The sequence below is a fragment of the Streptococcus infantis genome, from assembly GCF_047463635.1.
Lineage (GTDB): Bacteria > Bacillota > Bacilli > Lactobacillales > Streptococcaceae > Streptococcus > Streptococcus infantis_W.
The window spans coordinates 73,859-88,487 of record NZ_JASHDL010000006.1 but is presented as its reverse complement, the minus strand read 5'-3'; the positions used below and the strand labels follow the sequence as shown (position 1 = coordinate 88,487).

General features: G+C 39.6%; 19 protein-coding genes and 1 pseudogene. 4 read left to right on the top strand and 16 right to left on the bottom strand.

All coding sequences use genetic code 11. From position 1 onward, the window contains the following. The 15 genes and pseudogenes from QM867_RS05335 to QM867_RS05265 all read right to left on the bottom strand — a co-directional run bounded on the left by QM867_RS05335 (window position 1) and on the right by QM867_RS05265 (window position 10,353). The gene (locus QM867_RS05335) at window positions 1-504 is read right to left on the bottom strand and encodes a GNAT family N-acetyltransferase (protein ID WP_414315287.1); all 504 of its coding nucleotides are present in this window, start codon (window positions 502-504) and stop codon (window positions 1-3) included. Between the two features lie 272 nt (window positions 505-776). Further along, window positions 777-1,016 carry a 30S ribosomal protein S18 gene (rpsR, locus tag QM867_RS05330; RefSeq protein ID WP_000068664.1) on the bottom strand — a complete coding sequence of 80 codons (240 nt, stop codon included), beginning with the start codon at window positions 1,014-1,016 and terminating at the stop codon, window positions 777-779. A gap of 32 nt (window positions 1,017-1,048) precedes the next feature. Further along, the gene (gene ssbA, locus QM867_RS05325) at window positions 1,049-1,519 is read right to left on the bottom strand and encodes a single-stranded DNA-binding protein SsbA (protein WP_000609604.1); all 471 of its coding nucleotides are present in this window, start codon (window positions 1,517-1,519) and stop codon (window positions 1,049-1,051) included. Between the two features lie 11 nt (window positions 1,520-1,530). Further along, entirely contained in the window at window positions 1,531-1,821 is a 291-nt protein-coding gene (gene rpsF, locus QM867_RS05320) for a 30S ribosomal protein S6 (RefSeq protein ID WP_001151778.1), read from the bottom strand. Between the two features lie 128 nt (window positions 1,822-1,949). Then, entirely contained in the window at window positions 1,950-2,606 is a 657-nt protein-coding gene (locus tag QM867_RS05315) for a CBS domain-containing protein (protein ID WP_049549357.1), read from the bottom strand. 272 nt (window positions 2,607-2,878) lie between these two features. After that, window positions 2,879-3,589 carry an ABC transporter ATP-binding protein gene (locus tag QM867_RS05310; protein WP_045763246.1) on the bottom strand — a complete coding sequence of 237 codons (711 nt, stop codon included), beginning with the start codon at window positions 3,587-3,589 and terminating at the stop codon, window positions 2,879-2,881. Next, on the bottom strand, window positions 3,589-4,353 hold the full coding sequence (locus QM867_RS05305; RefSeq protein ID WP_001185990.1) for an ABC transporter ATP-binding protein: 765 nt from the start codon (window positions 4,351-4,353) through the stop codon (window positions 3,589-3,591). Before QM867_RS05305 ends, QM867_RS05310 begins: the two co-directional genes overlap by 1 nt. Beyond that, window positions 4,353-5,309, bottom strand: coding sequence for a branched-chain amino acid ABC transporter permease (locus QM867_RS05300; protein WP_414294261.1), 957 nt, complete (start codon window positions 5,307-5,309; stop codon window positions 4,353-4,355). Before QM867_RS05300 ends, QM867_RS05305 begins: the two co-directional genes overlap by 1 nt. Window positions 5,310-5,312: 3 nt before the next feature. Then, window positions 5,313-6,182, bottom strand: coding sequence for a branched-chain amino acid ABC transporter permease (locus QM867_RS05295; protein ID WP_075232206.1), 870 nt, complete (start codon window positions 6,180-6,182; stop codon window positions 5,313-5,315). A gap of 115 nt (window positions 6,183-6,297) precedes the next feature. After that, window positions 6,298-7,455 carry an ABC transporter substrate-binding protein gene (locus tag QM867_RS05290; RefSeq protein ID WP_075232207.1) on the bottom strand — a complete coding sequence of 386 codons (1,158 nt, stop codon included), beginning with the start codon at window positions 7,453-7,455 and terminating at the stop codon, window positions 6,298-6,300. Between the two features lie 86 nt (window positions 7,456-7,541). Then, complete coding sequence (locus QM867_RS05285) at window positions 7,542-7,811, bottom strand: YlbG family protein (RefSeq protein ID WP_049549362.1); 270 nt, start codon at window positions 7,809-7,811, stop codon at window positions 7,542-7,544. A gap of 75 nt (window positions 7,812-7,886) precedes the next feature. Continuing rightward, window positions 7,887-8,480, bottom strand: a pseudogene (locus tag QM867_RS05280) (ATP-dependent Clp protease proteolytic subunit); the annotation flags it as partial. A gap of 112 nt (window positions 8,481-8,592) precedes the next feature. Further along, window positions 8,593-9,222, bottom strand: coding sequence for a uracil phosphoribosyltransferase (gene upp / locus QM867_RS05275; RefSeq protein WP_000517029.1), 630 nt, complete (start codon window positions 9,220-9,222; stop codon window positions 8,593-8,595). 87 nt (window positions 9,223-9,309) lie between these two features. Next, a complete protein-coding gene (locus tag QM867_RS05270; protein WP_075229249.1) occupies window positions 9,310-9,777 on the bottom strand; it encodes a deoxycytidylate deaminase in 468 nt (155 codons plus the stop codon). A gap of 18 nt (window positions 9,778-9,795) precedes the next feature. After that, window positions 9,796-10,353, bottom strand: a complete 558-nt coding sequence (locus tag QM867_RS05265; RefSeq protein WP_000840875.1) for a TetR/AcrR family transcriptional regulator — start codon at window positions 10,351-10,353, stop codon at window positions 9,796-9,798. Window positions 10,354-10,477: 124 nt separating this feature from the next. Here QM867_RS05265 and QM867_RS05260 point away from each other — a divergent pair, with 124 nt between their 5' ends. From QM867_RS05260 to QM867_RS05245, 4 genes are all read left to right on the top strand, one after another. Next, window positions 10,478-11,323, top strand: coding sequence for a DegV family protein (locus tag QM867_RS05260; RefSeq protein WP_414315286.1), 846 nt, complete (start codon window positions 10,478-10,480; stop codon window positions 11,321-11,323). Between the two features lie 227 nt (window positions 11,324-11,550). Next, window positions 11,551-12,729: an NAD(P)/FAD-dependent oxidoreductase gene (locus QM867_RS05255; RefSeq protein ID WP_075232211.1), complete on the top strand. Its 1,179-nt coding sequence runs from the start codon at window positions 11,551-11,553 to the stop codon at window positions 12,727-12,729. A gap of 38 nt (window positions 12,730-12,767) precedes the next feature. Then, window positions 12,768-13,289, top strand: a complete 522-nt coding sequence (locus QM867_RS05250) for a DUF1697 domain-containing protein (RefSeq protein ID WP_075232230.1) — start codon at window positions 12,768-12,770, stop codon at window positions 13,287-13,289. Window positions 13,290-13,299: 10 nt separating this feature from the next. Further along, complete coding sequence (locus QM867_RS05245) at window positions 13,300-13,755, top strand: 8-oxo-dGTP diphosphatase (RefSeq protein ID WP_075232212.1); 456 nt, start codon at window positions 13,300-13,302, stop codon at window positions 13,753-13,755. Between the two features lie 115 nt (window positions 13,756-13,870). Here QM867_RS05245 and QM867_RS05240 read toward each other — a convergent pair whose 3' ends face one another. Further along, entirely contained in the window at window positions 13,871-14,611 is a 741-nt protein-coding gene (locus QM867_RS05240) for a MerR family transcriptional regulator (RefSeq protein ID WP_414315285.1), read from the bottom strand. Between the last annotated feature and the right edge of the window lie 18 nt (window positions 14,612-14,629).

The window sequence follows — 14,629 nt, the reverse complement described above, 5'->3', positions numbered from 1 at the left end:
TTATCCGAATTCCTTTACTAGATACAAAACCAAATCATCATTATTTTGGCTAGTCGCATTCATTTCCAAGGGTTGATTTCGATACCAGACACCTGTCCCATCTGGAATGTAGCCCCGTCTGATATACAATCTCTGGGCAGGGCCATAGCCTAAGTGCAAACCTACACCAAGAGTGACCTTACTCGAAACAAACTTGACTCGTTTTTCTGCTTCTTCTAGCAGTTGATTCCCAATCCCTTGATTTCGAAAAGGCTCAAACACATTAAAATCTGATAATTCTGGATAGACTTCTGCAAAAGGACCATGTTTAGCAGAGGGCAAAATGGTAACGTAGCCCGCTACAGCACCATCAATCTCTGCAACTAAGACTTCTCTCTCCCCACTTTCCTGTTCCAGAAAATATCTAGCCAAAATTTCCTCTCTATCAGGCCAACCTTGATTCATAAATCCATGAGATAAGGATTCAATATCAGACTTAATCATATTTCTAATCGTACAATTCATCTTTGACTTACCCACCTTTGCTCTTTCTATTACCATTATAGCACGCCAAAGTCAGAAAAAACTATCTCGTGAAAAAAGACCCACCTGGGTCTGAAAAATAGGTCCACTCGGAACTCAACTCGCTATCCCATTTCCATGCTCGTGAAAAAAAGACCCAACCGGGTCTTAATTCGCTTTCTTGTTTTCAAGCTCATGAAAAAGAGGTCCACTGGACCCAAACTCGCTCTCTCATTTCAAGGCTCGTGAAAAAAAGACCCAACCGGGTCTTTTTTTTAATCTTCGTTTACGAAAGGCATCAAAGCCATTACGCGAGCGCGTTTGATAGCTGTTGTTACTTTACGTTGGTTCTTCGCTGAAGTTCCAGTTACACGACGAGGAAGGATTTTCCCACGTTCTGAAACGAAACGGCTAAGAAGCTCAGTATCTTTGTAATCAACATATTCAATTTTGTTTGCTGCGATGTAATCAACTTTTTTACGGCGTTTGAATCCGCCACGACGTTGTTGAGCCATGTTTTTTTCTCCTTTATAGTATTAATTGTCCATTAGAATGGTAAATCATCATCTGAAATATCCAAAGGATTTGTTGTTCCGAATGGATTTTCATCACGTGAAAAGTCAGGTACTGATTGAGTAGGTGCTGAATAGTTTGAACTTGGTGCTGAATAAGCTCCACCAGTATGTCCTTCACGCACACTACGGCTTTCCAACATTTGGAAATTCTCAGCCACGACTTCCGTCACGTAGACACGTTGTCCTTGCTGGTTATCGTAACTACGAGTCTGAATACGGCCTGTCACCCCGATAAGTGAGCCTTTTTTAGCCCAATTAGCAAGATTTTCAGCCTGTTGGCGCCACATAACGACATTGATAAAATCAGCCTCACGTTCGCCATTTTGACTCTTAAATGTACGGTTTACTGCAAGAGTAAAAGTCGCAACTGCTACATTTGATGGGGTATAACGCAACTCAGCGTCACGAGTCATACGCCCTACAAGTACAACATTGTTAATCATAATCTACCTTCTTACGCGTCAGTTTTGACGATCATGTGACGAAGAATGTCAGCGTTGATTTTTGAAAGACGGTCAAACTCTTTAAGAGCTGCATCGTCGTTTGCTTCAACGTTAACGATGTGGTAAAGTCCTTCACGGAAATCTTTGATTTCGTATGCAAGACGGCGTTTTTCCCAAGATTTTGATTCAACAACAGTTGCACCGTTGTCAGTCAAGATAGAGTCAAATCGTGCTACCAAAGCGTTTTTCGCTTCTTCTTCAATGTTTGGACGAATGATATAAAGAATTTCGTATTTAGCCATTGATATGTTCCTCCTTTTGGTCTAATGACCCCAAGACTTTGCAAGGGGTAAGTGAGGTTCGCTCACAATAAATTATTATACTAGAAAAAAAATTTTTTCGCAAGTAAAAACTGCTTCTATTTTATTTTTTACAGTTTTTTTGCAGAAGTTTGTGTAATTTCTTCAACCTGAATATTCTCAGATTCAAATTTCTGTTTAAAGGTAGCTAGATCAACCGTTCCCTCAATTTGAACTTCGATAACAATCTTACCATCTTTACGTGGAATATTAACAGTGTGAGAGATATTAAGATTTTCCTCAACGATCAAAGAAACAATCTTTCCAAGTACCCCAACTTCATTTTCTGTGATAAAACGAACACGGATTCCCTCTTCGCCATAACCAGAAATTTCAAGAAATGCTCTGAATACATCACGGTCAGTAATGACACCATAAACTTGTTCATTATCAATAACTGGCAAGATTCCAATCTTATTTTTCAGCATAAGATAGGTTGCATCTTCCAAACTTGCATAACCGGAGACAGTTACAACATTACGAATCATGACGTCTTTTACTTTTGTTTTATTGAGCAAGTAATTCATTTCAAAGATTGAAAGACTCGTTGCTTTTGATGGACTGGCTTCAGCAATTGTTCCTTCTGTTACTAGACCAACTAATTTATCATTTTCAATAACAGGAAGACGATGCAAACCTTGTTCGCGCATCAAGTCTGCTGCATGTGCTACAGTCGTATCTGGGCTAATATATACGACCTTTCGTGTCATAAAATCTTTAACTGCCATAGGAACTCTCCTTTATGTTTATAGCTTTATTATACACTTTTTACGAAAATCAATCAAACGCTTTCATCTCTTTTTCAAGATTCTGAAAACTCTGAAATACTATAAAAAGAGCCCTATATTAGGGCCCTCAATCTTACGATTATATAATTTGTTTGGCAATCTTTCCGCAGACTAAGACAATCTTTATTCGCAACCTAAACTAGTCTCCCAGACTAGATGTGAATTGCTGCCGCAATTTTTATCTGCCGACTAAAACAATCCACTGGATTGTTTTAGCCACCTAGATATGCTTTTCTGACTTCGTCTGACGCTGCGAGTTCTTTTCCTGTTCCTGATAGGACAATCTTTCCTGTTTCAAGAACATAGCCTCGATCTGCGATGGCTAGTGCTTTATTGGCATTTTGCTCGATCAAAAGAACAGTTGTACCTTGTTTTTGAATATCTTGAATGATATCAAAAATTTCTTGGATGAAAATTGGTGCAAGCCCCATTGAAGGTTCATCTAACAAAAGAAGTTTAGGCGTTGACATAAGCGCGCGTCCCATAGCAAGCATCTGCTGTTCTCCTCCCGAAAGGGTAGCTGCATCTTGGTTTTTACGTTCTTCCAGACGAGGGAAACGTGAAAAGACTTTCTTCAAATTTGCTTGATTCTCTTCACGATTTTTCTTAAGAAAGGCTCCCATCTCCAAGTTTTCCATAACTGTCAAACCAGGGAAGACGTGACGTCCTTCTGGTACTTGAGAGAGTCCTGATGCCACAATTTTTTGTGCAGGCATCTTTTGGATTTCTTGTCCCAAAAATTCAATTTTACCAGAACTTGGACGAACAAGGCCTGATAAGGTACGAAGGATGGTTGTTTTACCAGCACCGTTTGCACCGATAAGGGAAACAACTTCTCCTTCATTTACTTCAAAGCTCACATCACGTACAGCTTGAATCATACCATAGTGTACTGAGAGGTTTTCAACTTTTAACATAGACATTAGGCTTCACCTCCAAGATAAGCTTCGATAACACGTTTATTACTCTTGATTTCATCTGGTGTCCCGTGAGCAATCAAACGACCGTACTCAAGAACATAGATACGCTCCGTAACTTCCATAACCAAGTTCATATCATGTTCAATCAGCATAATAGTAATCTTGAATTCATCCTTGATGCGACGAATCAACTCAGTCAATTCTGCAGTTTCTTGTGGATTCATACCCGCTGCAGGCTCATCCAAGAAAAGGATTTTAGGTTCTGTAGCAAGGGCACGCACAATCTCTAAGCGACGTTGTTGACCATAGGCTAAATTTTTAGCGAGAGTTTCAGCATCTCCATCCAAATCAAAGATTTTTAGTAATTCTAAGGCTTTAGCTTTCAATTCTTTTTCATTCTTATAAAAAGCTGGTAAGCGCAAGAAACTTGCAAAAACATGTTGTTTATGATGATTGCTAAATGCAATCAGAACGTTATCCAAAACTGTCAAGTCTTTAAAAAGGCGGATATTTTGGAAAGTACGCCCTAAACCAAGAGATGCGATTTTATAGGGTTGCTTGCCATTTAACAAGTGACCATCCAAGGTTACTGTCCCTTCGCTTGGTTCATAAACACCTGTCAACAAGTTGAAGAGAGTTGTTTTCCCAGCACCATTCGGTCCAATCAAACCAACAAGTTCACCTTCGTTCAATTCGAGAGTGACGTCCCCAACAGCTGTCAGACCACCAAAATGTTTGGTTAAATTTTTTACTTCAAGTAATGCCATTAGTTTTGTCCCTCCTTCTTACCTTTTTTAAAGAGACGTGATAGGCTCAATTCCCATGTCCCAAGAAGACCACCTGGTCTGAAGATCATAACGAGTACTAAGGCCAAAGCATAGATAATCATACGAACGCTAGCCACGTCTTGAAGGAGCATGTTCAAGATTCCAAGCACGATGGCAGCAACAATTGCCCCTGTAATGGAACCTAAACCACCAAATACAACGATAATCAAGACATTGATAGAGTTGATAAACGTATAATCTTTTGGTACGACTGATCCGATAAATCCTGACTGAAGAGTACCAGCGATACTTGCAGTAACAGCACCAAAAACAAAAGCGATGATTTTAATTTTTGTAGTATTTACCCCTACTGACTCAGCAGCAATCTCATCTTCACGAACAGATAAAGTTAATCGCCCGATAGGACTACGAAGGAAATTGAGAGTAGCAATCGTTGTAATCACGGCAAAGAAGTATACCATTTGCCAGTTAGTAAAGCTCGGAATACCTAGAATACCTGCTGCACCATTAGTAATATCTCCACCGTTGACAATAAAGATACGAATAATTTCAGCAACACCGAGGGTTGCTACTGCAAGATAGTCCCCTTTCAAACGAAGAGTTGGAATCCCAACGACTAAAGCCACTAATCCTGAGATAAGTGCTCCAAGAAGCATAGCTCCAAAGAAGGCTCCATAGGTTGGAGATTTAGAACCAATAATTGCAGCCGCATAGGCACCAATAGCCATAAATCCTGCGTGCCCTAGAGAAAATTGTCCAGAAAAACCTACGATAAGGTTAAGACCAACTGCAAGTATGATGTTAATCCCAATTTGCTCTAAAATTTGAATATAAAAGAGATTGAGCACTCCAGCTGAAACAAGTACGCTGATTAAGCCATAGCCTGCTAATAAAAGGAGCAACCATAAAATATTAACTTTTAAATTTTCTTTCATTGTTTACACCTTCTCTTTCACATTCTTACCGAGGATACCAGCTGGACGTACAATCAAGATTAAGAGCAAGATTCCATACACGATAGCATCACGGAAATCTGACATTCCGAAGGCGGTAGCAAATGTTTCTAAAAGACCAATAACAAAGCCACCCAGAGCCGCACCAGGGATGATTCCGATACCACCTAGAACGGCAGCCACGAATGATTTAATACCTGGAGTCATCCCCATCAATGGTTCAAGAGAGTTATAGTAAAGTGCAATCAAGACACCCGCTGCACCAGCTAGGGCTGAACCCAAAGCGAATGTAAAGCTGATAGTACGGTTTACATTGATTCCCATCAACTGAGCAGCATCACTATCTACAGATACAGCACGCATGGCTTTCCCCATTTTTGTTTTTTGTACAATAAGTTGTAGAAGAACCATCAAAACAAGTGAGACAGTCAAAATCAACAATTGAATATTGGTCAGACTGATTGGACCTAAGTCATAACGCACTGTTTGGATTGCTTGAGGAAAGGCACGTGTGTTGGCTCCGACTAGATAAACCATCCCATACTCAAGTAAGAAGGAAACCCCAATCGCTGTAATCAATACGGAGATACGAGTTGAATGACGTAATGGGCGGTAAGCTAGAAACTCAATGATAACACCAAGAATTGCTGTGCCTGCCATTGATAAAATCAAGGCAACAAAGAAATTTAATTGCAAGGAATTAATCAAAAAATAACCCATGAAAGCACCTATCATATAGATATCACCGTGGGCAAAGTTAATCAGCTTGATAATTCCATAAACCATAGTATAACCTAGGGCTAGCAGCGCATAGACACTACCCAAGATTAAACCATTTACAAGTTGTTGAAGCATATGGTTCACTCTTTCTAATTTATATTTTTAGAATTTTATAAAAAAATAATCCTTTCATAAACACCGAAACAGGGAGTGAGTAGAAGCTCATTCCCCATTTACGATATCTACTAGATTAAGGTTTAACCGACTCAACTGACTCAACTTTACCATCTTTTAAGCCAATCATAAGTGCAGATTTAACCGGATTATGGTCTTTGTCAATAGACATTGTACCAGTAACACCTTCCAAGTCTTTCAACTTCGCAAGGTTGTCTTTCAATTCGACAGAGTTCTTAGCACCTTTAGATGCTTCCGAAATCATGTAAACTGAATCATATGCCAAGGCTGCAAACATTGAAGGTTCTTCGTTGTATTTCGCTTTATAAGCTTCTACGAATTTCTTGGCTTTATCAGTCATTTCACCTTCAGTAGAGAATCCAGTTACGTAGTAGATGTCTGTAGCTGCAGCAGGTGTTGCTTGTTCAACGAATTTAGCATCACTAAATCCATCACCACCGATGATTGGTTGTTTGATTCCCATACCACGTGCTTGGTTTACAATTTTACCAGTTTCAGTGTAGTACCCTGGAAGGACAATGGCATCGAAGTCTTTATCTTTGATTTTTGTAAGTGCGGCTTGGAAATCTGTATCCTTAGATTGGAACGTTTCTGTCGCTACAATTTCACCTTTATAAGATTTCTTGAAGGCTTCAGCAATCCCTTTAGCATAGTCAGATGAGTTATCGTAGTATAGAACGACTTTCTTCGCTTTCAAGTTATCAGTTGTGTATTTAGCAATGATTTGTCCTTGGAAGCTATCGATGAAGGTTGCACGGAAAAGGTAATCTTGACCTTTTGTCAAATCATCTTGAGTTGCTGATGGGGTTACCAATGGTACACCTGCTTTACCAGCATTGGCAACCGCTGCGGCAGTGGCACCTGAAGTTGCAGGTCCTACAAGAGCGTTCACTTTTGATTGGGTAACAAGGTTTGTTGTAACGGTAGCCGCTTCAGCTGTCTCAGATTTGTTATCTTTGTCTACAACTTCGATTTGTTTTCCATCGATACCACCAGCTGCGTTGATTTCATCAACGGCCAATTGAGCACCTTTTTGTTCAGCGCTACCGTAGGCTGCTACTTCACCAGTTTTTTCAAAATTAAAACCGATTTTTAGTTCTTTGTCGATTTCGTTACCAGCAGCGTTTGACGCTCCAGACTTCACTTCTCCGCAGGCTGCAAGAAGTGCTACACTTGCAAGCGCCACAAACGATAGGGCAAATTTTTTCTTCATCTTTTTGTCTCCTTATTTCTTAAATAAATAGCATGTTAAGAATATACCGAATTATCAGAAAATTGTCAACACATTTATCTAAAATTTTACATGATAACGTTTTCGTTATTTCTGTAGAGACTACCAACAAAGGGAGTTTCCAATTCTTGGATATGACATTGTCTCACTTTTTTGACAAATTTCTCTTTTCCTAAACGGCTAACCAGTTCTTCCACTTCTTCTGTTGGAACATAAAGTTGCAGATAACGGTGTTTTTTAGAGTGGTAACAAATATCACCATAATTATCGAGTTTTTTTGCATCACGATTATAGTATAGGTAGATAATCAGACCAGACCGATTCTCTTTTTGAAACATATTACAACTTCCTTCTAACAATCTTCTTACTATTATATCAAAAAAAGCAAACTCAGTCGAGTTTGCTTCAAAAGATTAATTCAAAGAATTATTAGCCATGATTTCATCAATGAAACCATATTCAAGTGTTTCTTGAGCGCTCATCCAGTAATCACGTTCAGCATCTGCATGGATTTGCTCAACTGATTTACCAGAATTATCTGCAAGAATTTGCTCCAAAGTCTTACGAGTTTTAAGCAAGTGCTCAGCCGCAATAGCCATATCTGTCTGTTGCGTACCACCACCAGTACCACCCATCGGTTGGTGAATCATGTACTCTGCATTTGGAAGCATGAAGCGTTTGCCCTTAGCACCACTTGATGCGATAATAGTTCCCATTGAGGCAGCCATACCCATAACAATCGTTTGTACGTCTGCTTTGATGAAATTCATAGTATCTACAATTGCCAAACCAGCTGAAACTGATCCACCTGGTGTATTAACATAGAGGTAGATATCTTTAGTGCTGTCTTGAGCATCCAAGAAGAGCAACTGAGCAATAACTGAGTTTGCCATATTGTCTTCAACTGGACCTGTCAGCATGATGATGCGGTCTTTCAAAAGACGAGAGTAGATATCGTAGGAACGTTCCCCACGACTTGTTTGTTCAATTACTACAGGAATCATTGATTTCTCCTTTTGATCTTTTTAATGAGTAGATCACTACTGATAATGAAGCTATTATACCCCATTGGTCAAAAAAGGTCAATTTTTTAATTTGATCAAATCCTAGATTGGATTCTTATTTAGTACCGAACAAACGGTCTCCAGCGTCACCAAGACCTGGAACGATATAGCCATGTTCGTTCAAGCGTTCATCCAAAGCTGCTGTAAAGATTTCTACATCTGGGTGAGCTTCTTGAAGAGCTTTTACACCTTCTGGAGCAGATACAAGGCAGACAAATTTGATGTTTGATGCTCCACGTTTTTTGAGGGAATCAACAGCCAAGATTGCAGAACCACCTGTTGCAAGCATAGGGTCAACCACAAAAATTTGACGTTGGTCGATATCTTCAGGTAATTTAACCAAGTATTCTACTGGTTGAAGAGTTTCTTCGTCACGGTACATACCAATATGTCCAACTTTGGCTGCTGGAACCAAGCTCAATAGCCCATCGACCATCCCGATGCCTGCACGCAAGATTGGAACAATTGCCAATTTTTTACCAGCCAATTGTTTTTGAACTGTTTTTGTGATAGGTGTTTCGATTTCAACGTCTTCAAGCGGAAGATCACGAAGTACTTCATATCCCATCAACATAGCAATTTCATCTACTAACTCACGAAAAGCTTTTGTAGAAGTGTCTGTACGACGCAAGATTGACAATTTGTGTTGAATGAGTGGATGATTAATGACTTCAAGTTTTCCCATTTTCTGAATTCCTTCTTTCAATTTATTCTTCTTATTATATCAAAAAATGGTCTAAAAATCCTTCTAAACCATCTTTTTTTTTAATTTTTAAATCAAGTTAGCTTCTTGAAGAGCTGCTTGTACTGTCTCAAGTGGTAAATGGGTCAACTCGGTCCCTTTTTCATGATAGAGATACTGGGCGTAGTCGTCCATACGGTACTGGTTAATATAAACGACACGCTCACATCCTACCTGAAGTAATTGCTTGGTGCAGTTGAGACAAGGAAAATGAGTAACGTAAGCTGTAAATCCTTTTGGAACGCCACGTTCGGCTCCTTGTAAAATAGCATTAACCTCAGCATGAAGGGTACGGACACAGTGACCTTCAATCACCAAACAGTCATGGTCAATACAATGCTCTGTTCCTGATACAGAGCCATTATAACCTGTTGAAATAACCTTATTATCCTTGACTAAAACAGCTCCTACCTTGGCGCGTTTACAGGTTGAACGATTGGCAATCAATAGGGCTTGAGCAGCAAAATACTCATCCCAAGCCAGTCTTTTTTCTGTCATATCTTCTCTCCTCTTGGTTTATTTTTTGAAAAATGGTAAGCGTAAATCTGCAATTTTTTCAGCAGGAACCTTCATTCCATCCTTAATCCATTTAAGCAAAACTGATACGATGGCAGAACTCCAAAAAGAATGCAGGTAAGAGCTGACTCCTTTTGATTTTCCATAGTATTTTTCTAAAAACTCTTGCATGGCTTGCACAAAGATTTTTTCCAAGTGGTAGTCCAAGGCAAGCTGAATAACCTTAGCCTCTTTCTTGGCTTCTCTAAAGAGGCGAACCCAAACCAGATAGAGGTCCGTTTTAACATCGTAATGGCTCAATTGCTCCATAATGTTATGGACGCTTCGTTTAAAGACACTTTCTAAAATCTCTTCTTTGGAGTCATAGTTTCGATAAAAGGCTGCACGGGAAACACCAGCACGTTTGACCAACTCAGAAATGCTAATCTTTGTCAATTCCTTTTTCTCCAAAAGTTGCAAGAGAGCTGTTTCGATAGCTTCTCTGGTCAGTAAATTGGATTCTTGATTGGATTTTCTGAGATTTTCAAGTGAATTTTCGGAAATTCTTCGTTCGGCCATAACACTTCCTTTCTACTTGTGACAACAGAGTGACGAGACTTTTGTTTTAAGCACTTTCATGATATAATTGTAGAAAAAGACAGAACCTTTGTCAATGTATAAGTGACAAAGATGGAGAATTTCTATGACTTGGAAGATTGTGGCAGATTCTGGTTGTGATTATCGTCAATTACCTACTCCTGCGATTGACACTGAATTTGTAAGTGTTCCTTTAACCATTCAAGTGGCTGATCAAGTCTTTATTGACGATGCTAGTCTTGATATTGACAAAATGATGGAAAACATGTATGCAACTTCTGAAGCTTCAAAATCAGCTTGTCCTAGCCCTGATGATTACTTGCGAGCATTTGAAGGGGCAAAACATATTTTTGTAGTGACCATTACCGGAACTCTTTCTGGTAGTCAAAACAGCGCTCAATTAGCTAAGAATCTCTATCTCGAAGAACATCCTGATACTCAGATTCATGTTATTGACAGCTTGTCTGCTGGTGGGGAAGTTGATCTAATCGTTGAGAAAATCAATTATTTGATTGACCAAGGACTTTCTTTTGAAGAAGTGGTTAATGCTATTACTGCTTACCAAGAAAAAACTAAGTTATTGTTCGTTCTCGCTAAGGTTGATAATCTGGTTAAGAATGGTCGCTTGAGTAAACTGATCGGTACAGTTGTTGGGCTCCTCAATATTCGTATGGTTGGGGAAGCAAGTGAAACTGGAACCTTGGAACTCCTCCAAAAGGCTCGTGGTGCTAAAAAATCTCTTCAAGCTGCCTATGAAGAGTTAATCAAAGCTGGCTATGCTGGTGGACGTATCGTCATGGCTCACCGCAGTAATGATAAATTCTGCCAACAGCTCTCAGAGCTCTTACGTGAAAAATTTCCACAAGCTGAAATCAAGATTATCCCAACCTCTGGACTCTGCAGTTTTTATGCAGAAGAGGGTGGACTCCTCATGGGATATGAAATTGACTAATTTATATAAGACAGAGGTCGGGATTCAATGTCCCGACCTCAATTTTTATCAGCAATTATCTTTTCTACTGTAGCTGAGTAGACTTTTGTACTGACAATTTCATCTTGTCAATACATAAGTTTGAAGAAGCCACCGGTTTGATAAAGATTCACGGGACTAGGTACTATCATGCAAAACTTGATCTACCGATTTCTGTCCCTCCGTCTTTTTTATGGTACAATACTCTTATGAAACATTTTGATACTATTGTAATCGGGGGAGGCCCGGCTGGTATGATGGCTACGATTTCAAGTAGCTTTTATGGGCAGAAAACCCTTCTCATCGAAAAAAATCGAAAACTCGGAAAAAAATTAGCTGGTACTGGTGGTGGGCGCTGCAACGTGACCAACAATGGATCTCTAGATGACCTATTAGCTGGCATCCCTGGAAATGGCCGCTTTCTATACAGTGTCTTTTCCCAGTTTGACAACCATGATATCATCAACTTTTTTACTGAAAATGGCGTAAAACTCAAGGTCGAAGACCATGGCCGCGTCTTTCCAGCCAGTGACAAATCTCGGACCATAATTGAAGCTTTGGAAAAGAAAATTATTGAACTTGGTGGGCAAATTGCTACTCAAACAGAAATTGTTTCAGTTAAAAAGATAGACGACCAGTTTATCCTGAAATCACCAGACCAGACCTTTACTTGTGATAAACTCATCGTCACAACTGGTGGAAAATCCTATCCTTCTACTGGCTCTACTGGTTTTGGTCATGAGATTGCTCGCCATTTCAAACACACCATTACCGAGCTTGAGGCTGCTGAAAGTCCATTGTTGACTGATTTCCCGCATAAGGCCTTGCAGGGAATTTCCCTAGACGATGTGACCCTAAGCTATGGCAAGCATGTCATCACTCATGACCTGCTCTTTACCCACTTTGGTTTATCAGGTCCTGCTGCGCTACGCATGTCTAGCTTTGTCAAGGGTGGGGAAATTCTCTCTCTAGATGTCTTGCCACAACTTTCAGAAGGTGACTTAGTTGACTTTTTAGAAGAGAACCGTGAAAAATCCTTGAAAAATGCCTTAAAAGCTTTACTCCCTGAACGCTTGGCAGAATTTTTTGTCCAAGGATATCCTGAAAAAGTCAAACAACTAACTGAAAGAGAACGCGATCAACTTCTCCAGTCTATCAAGGCACTCAAAATCCCTGTGACAGGAAAAATGTCCTTGGCTAAATCCTTTGTTACCAAAGGAGGTGTTAGTCTCAAGGAAATCAATCCTAAAACGCTGGAAAGCAAACTGGTTCCTGGCCTTCACTTTGCAGGAGAGGTCCTAGATATCAACGCCCATACGGGTGGCTTTAACATCACTTCTGCCCTCTGCACTGGCTGGGTGGCAGGCTCAAACTTAATCTATAAATGATTTAGTATCTAAGGATGTTAGATAAGAAAGGAACTACTTTGGAACATATTATCTTACTAAGGGGAGTTACTCCTAATGGAAAAAATGCTATCCCTAAAATGTCTTATCTAGTAGATATCTTGATAGAGGCTGATTTTCAACAAGTTCGAACCTATATTCAAAGTGGGAATATCATTCTTGAAAGTAACTTATCTCTGGAAGAAATACGAGAACAGGTTCACACTCTAATAAAGGAAAAAATTGGTGCTGATTTAAAAATGGTAATCAAGAACAAAAATGATTTTGCAAAAATTGTCCAAGAAAACCCATTTGGAAAACACTATCTTTTTGACCGAATACATGTGATCCTTTTTCAAAATGATATCCAAAGTCTACCATTAGAAAAATTGGATAGTGACTATGGTGAAGAAGAGATTTGTATCGGCAACCATTGTCTTTACCTCTATCTCCCTAGAACTGCAAAACGAAAAAAACTTAATACCAACTATCTTGAAAAGCTGTTCGGCGTTGATCTGACCATGCGAAAGTTAAACGTGGTAGAAAAATTACTAACAAAATAGGAAAAATAATATGAGCAGAAGAGAATCAGTCGAATTTGTCAACATGTGCTTGATTAAAAATGGGGACAAGGTCCTAGTTCAAGACCGAGTTAGTCCTAACTGGCCTGGCATTACTTTTCCTGGTGGCCATGTTGAACGTGGCGAATCCTTTGTCGATGCTGTCATTCGCGAAGTGAAGGAAGAAACTGGTCTGACCATTTCTAAGCCTCAACTCTGTGGTATCAAAGATTGGTATGATGACGAGGACTATCGTTATGTTGTCCACTTTTACAAAACAGAACACTTTACTGGTGAGCTCCAATCTTCAGACGAAGGAAATGTCTGGTGGGAGGATTTTGAAAATCTACCTCATCTAAAATTAGCTACTGAGGATATGTCTGACATGCTTCGTGTTTTTCTAGAAGAGGACCTCAGTGAATTCTTTTACTACAAGGATGGGGAGGACTGGTCTTACCAACTCAAATAACAGTAAATCGGCAGAGGTCACTCCGCCGATTTTTATCTTGTCTAATCTTCAAGCTAGGTCTGTGTCCTCCAATTAAAAGTCTGTTACTACCTTAGGCTTTGAGTTTTATCGAGTTTTATCGAGTTTGTGTGCTTACATAGTGGGCAATCACATCTGATGTGTACTGGGCTGTTCCAATTCCAAATTTGTCAATGTTTTCCTTAAACTCTGAGTTATAGACGTAGCCTTTACCAATATGACCGAAGACTTCAACGGAGCAGTCAAATCCATAGGTACGAATGGCTTGCAAGAGCTTGGCTGCTTCCTCTTGGTTTTCAGATGCTGTTATCGGCAGATCAGATTGTAGATTTTGAGCCAAGGCTTGAAAGACTTGATTAAAGGCTGTTGTAGCTTCATCCTCTCGTCCTTTTTGACGCTCGAGAGCTTGGTCCATGACTTCTTGACCATACTTATCTAAAGCCTCTTGGTGGTATTTTTTATGGTCTTGATAGCTAAATCCAGTGAATTTTTCCTCAATAGTCATTTTTATTTCTCCTTTTTGTTCTTGAATGGTTTTTTGTAAGGTTGAAATCAAGGTATCCAGATGTTGCCTCTCATGGGTTAAATAGTCCAACTGTCTAGTTAAATGTGGTAACAAGTCCGTCTTTTCTTCCTTCAATAGCTCTGCTATTTTTTCTAAAGAAAAACCTAGATACTTGTAATAGAGGATAATCTGTAGTCGTTCTAAATCCTCTTGACTATAGGTTCGATAGCCATTTTCTGACTTTAATGGAACCAAAAGTCCAATCTTGTCATAATGGTAGAGGGTCTTGACGGAGACACCTGAAAGTTGCGCAGCTTCTTTGATATGGTACATGATTTCCTCCTCACATAA

Bases quoted from the DNA above. Each gene is read 5' to 3' on its own strand.
- QM867_RS05245 (WP_075232212.1), top strand. From the start codon at position 13,300: ATGAGCAGAAGAGAATCAGTCGAATTTGTCAACATGTGCTTGATTAAA.
- QM867_RS05300 (WP_414294261.1), bottom strand. From the start codon at position 5,309: ATGAAAGAAAATTTAAAAGTTAATATTTTATGGTTGCTCCTTTTATTA.
- QM867_RS05270 (WP_075229249.1), bottom strand. From the start codon at position 9,777: ATGACAGAAAAAAGACTGGCTTGGGATGAGTATTTTGCTGCTCAAGCC.
- QM867_RS05315 (WP_049549357.1), bottom strand. From the start codon at position 2,606: ATGGCAGTTAAAGATTTTATGACACGAAAGGTCGTATATATTAGCCCA.
- QM867_RS05285 (WP_049549362.1), bottom strand. From the start codon at position 7,811: ATGTTTCAAAAAGAGAATCGGTCTGGTCTGATTATCTACCTATACTAT.
- QM867_RS05295 (WP_075232206.1), bottom strand. From the start codon at position 6,182: ATGCTTCAACAACTTGTAAATGGTTTAATCTTGGGTAGTGTCTATGCG.
- rpsF (WP_001151778.1), bottom strand. From the start codon at position 1,821: ATGGCTAAATACGAAATTCTTTATATCATTCGTCCAAACATTGAAGAA.
- QM867_RS05240 (WP_414315285.1), bottom strand. From the start codon at position 14,611: ATGTACCATATCAAAGAAGCTGCGCAACTTTCAGGTGTCTCCGTCAAG.
- QM867_RS05260 (WP_414315286.1), top strand. From the start codon at position 10,478: ATGACTTGGAAGATTGTGGCAGATTCTGGTTGTGATTATCGTCAATTA.
- QM867_RS05290 (WP_075232207.1), bottom strand. From the start codon at position 7,455: ATGAAGAAAAAATTTGCCCTATCGTTTGTGGCGCTTGCAAGTGTAGCA.
- QM867_RS05305 (WP_001185990.1), bottom strand. From the start codon at position 4,353: ATGGCATTACTTGAAGTAAAAAATTTAACCAAACATTTTGGTGGTCTG.
- ssbA (WP_000609604.1), bottom strand. From the start codon at position 1,519: ATGATTAACAATGTTGTACTTGTAGGGCGTATGACTCGTGACGCTGAG.
- QM867_RS05335 (WP_414315287.1), bottom strand. From the start codon at position 504: ATGAATTGTACGATTAGAAATATGATTAAGTCTGATATTGAATCCTTA.
- QM867_RS05255 (WP_075232211.1), top strand. From the start codon at position 11,551: ATGAAACATTTTGATACTATTGTAATCGGGGGAGGCCCGGCTGGTATG.
- QM867_RS05265 (WP_000840875.1), bottom strand. From the start codon at position 10,353: ATGGCCGAACGAAGAATTTCCGAAAATTCACTTGAAAATCTCAGAAAA.
- upp (WP_000517029.1), bottom strand. From the start codon at position 9,222: ATGGGAAAACTTGAAGTCATTAATCATCCACTCATTCAACACAAATTG.
- rpsR (WP_000068664.1), bottom strand. From the start codon at position 1,016: ATGGCTCAACAACGTCGTGGCGGATTCAAACGCCGTAAAAAAGTTGAT.
- QM867_RS05310 (WP_045763246.1), bottom strand. From the start codon at position 3,589: ATGTCTATGTTAAAAGTTGAAAACCTCTCAGTACACTATGGTATGATT.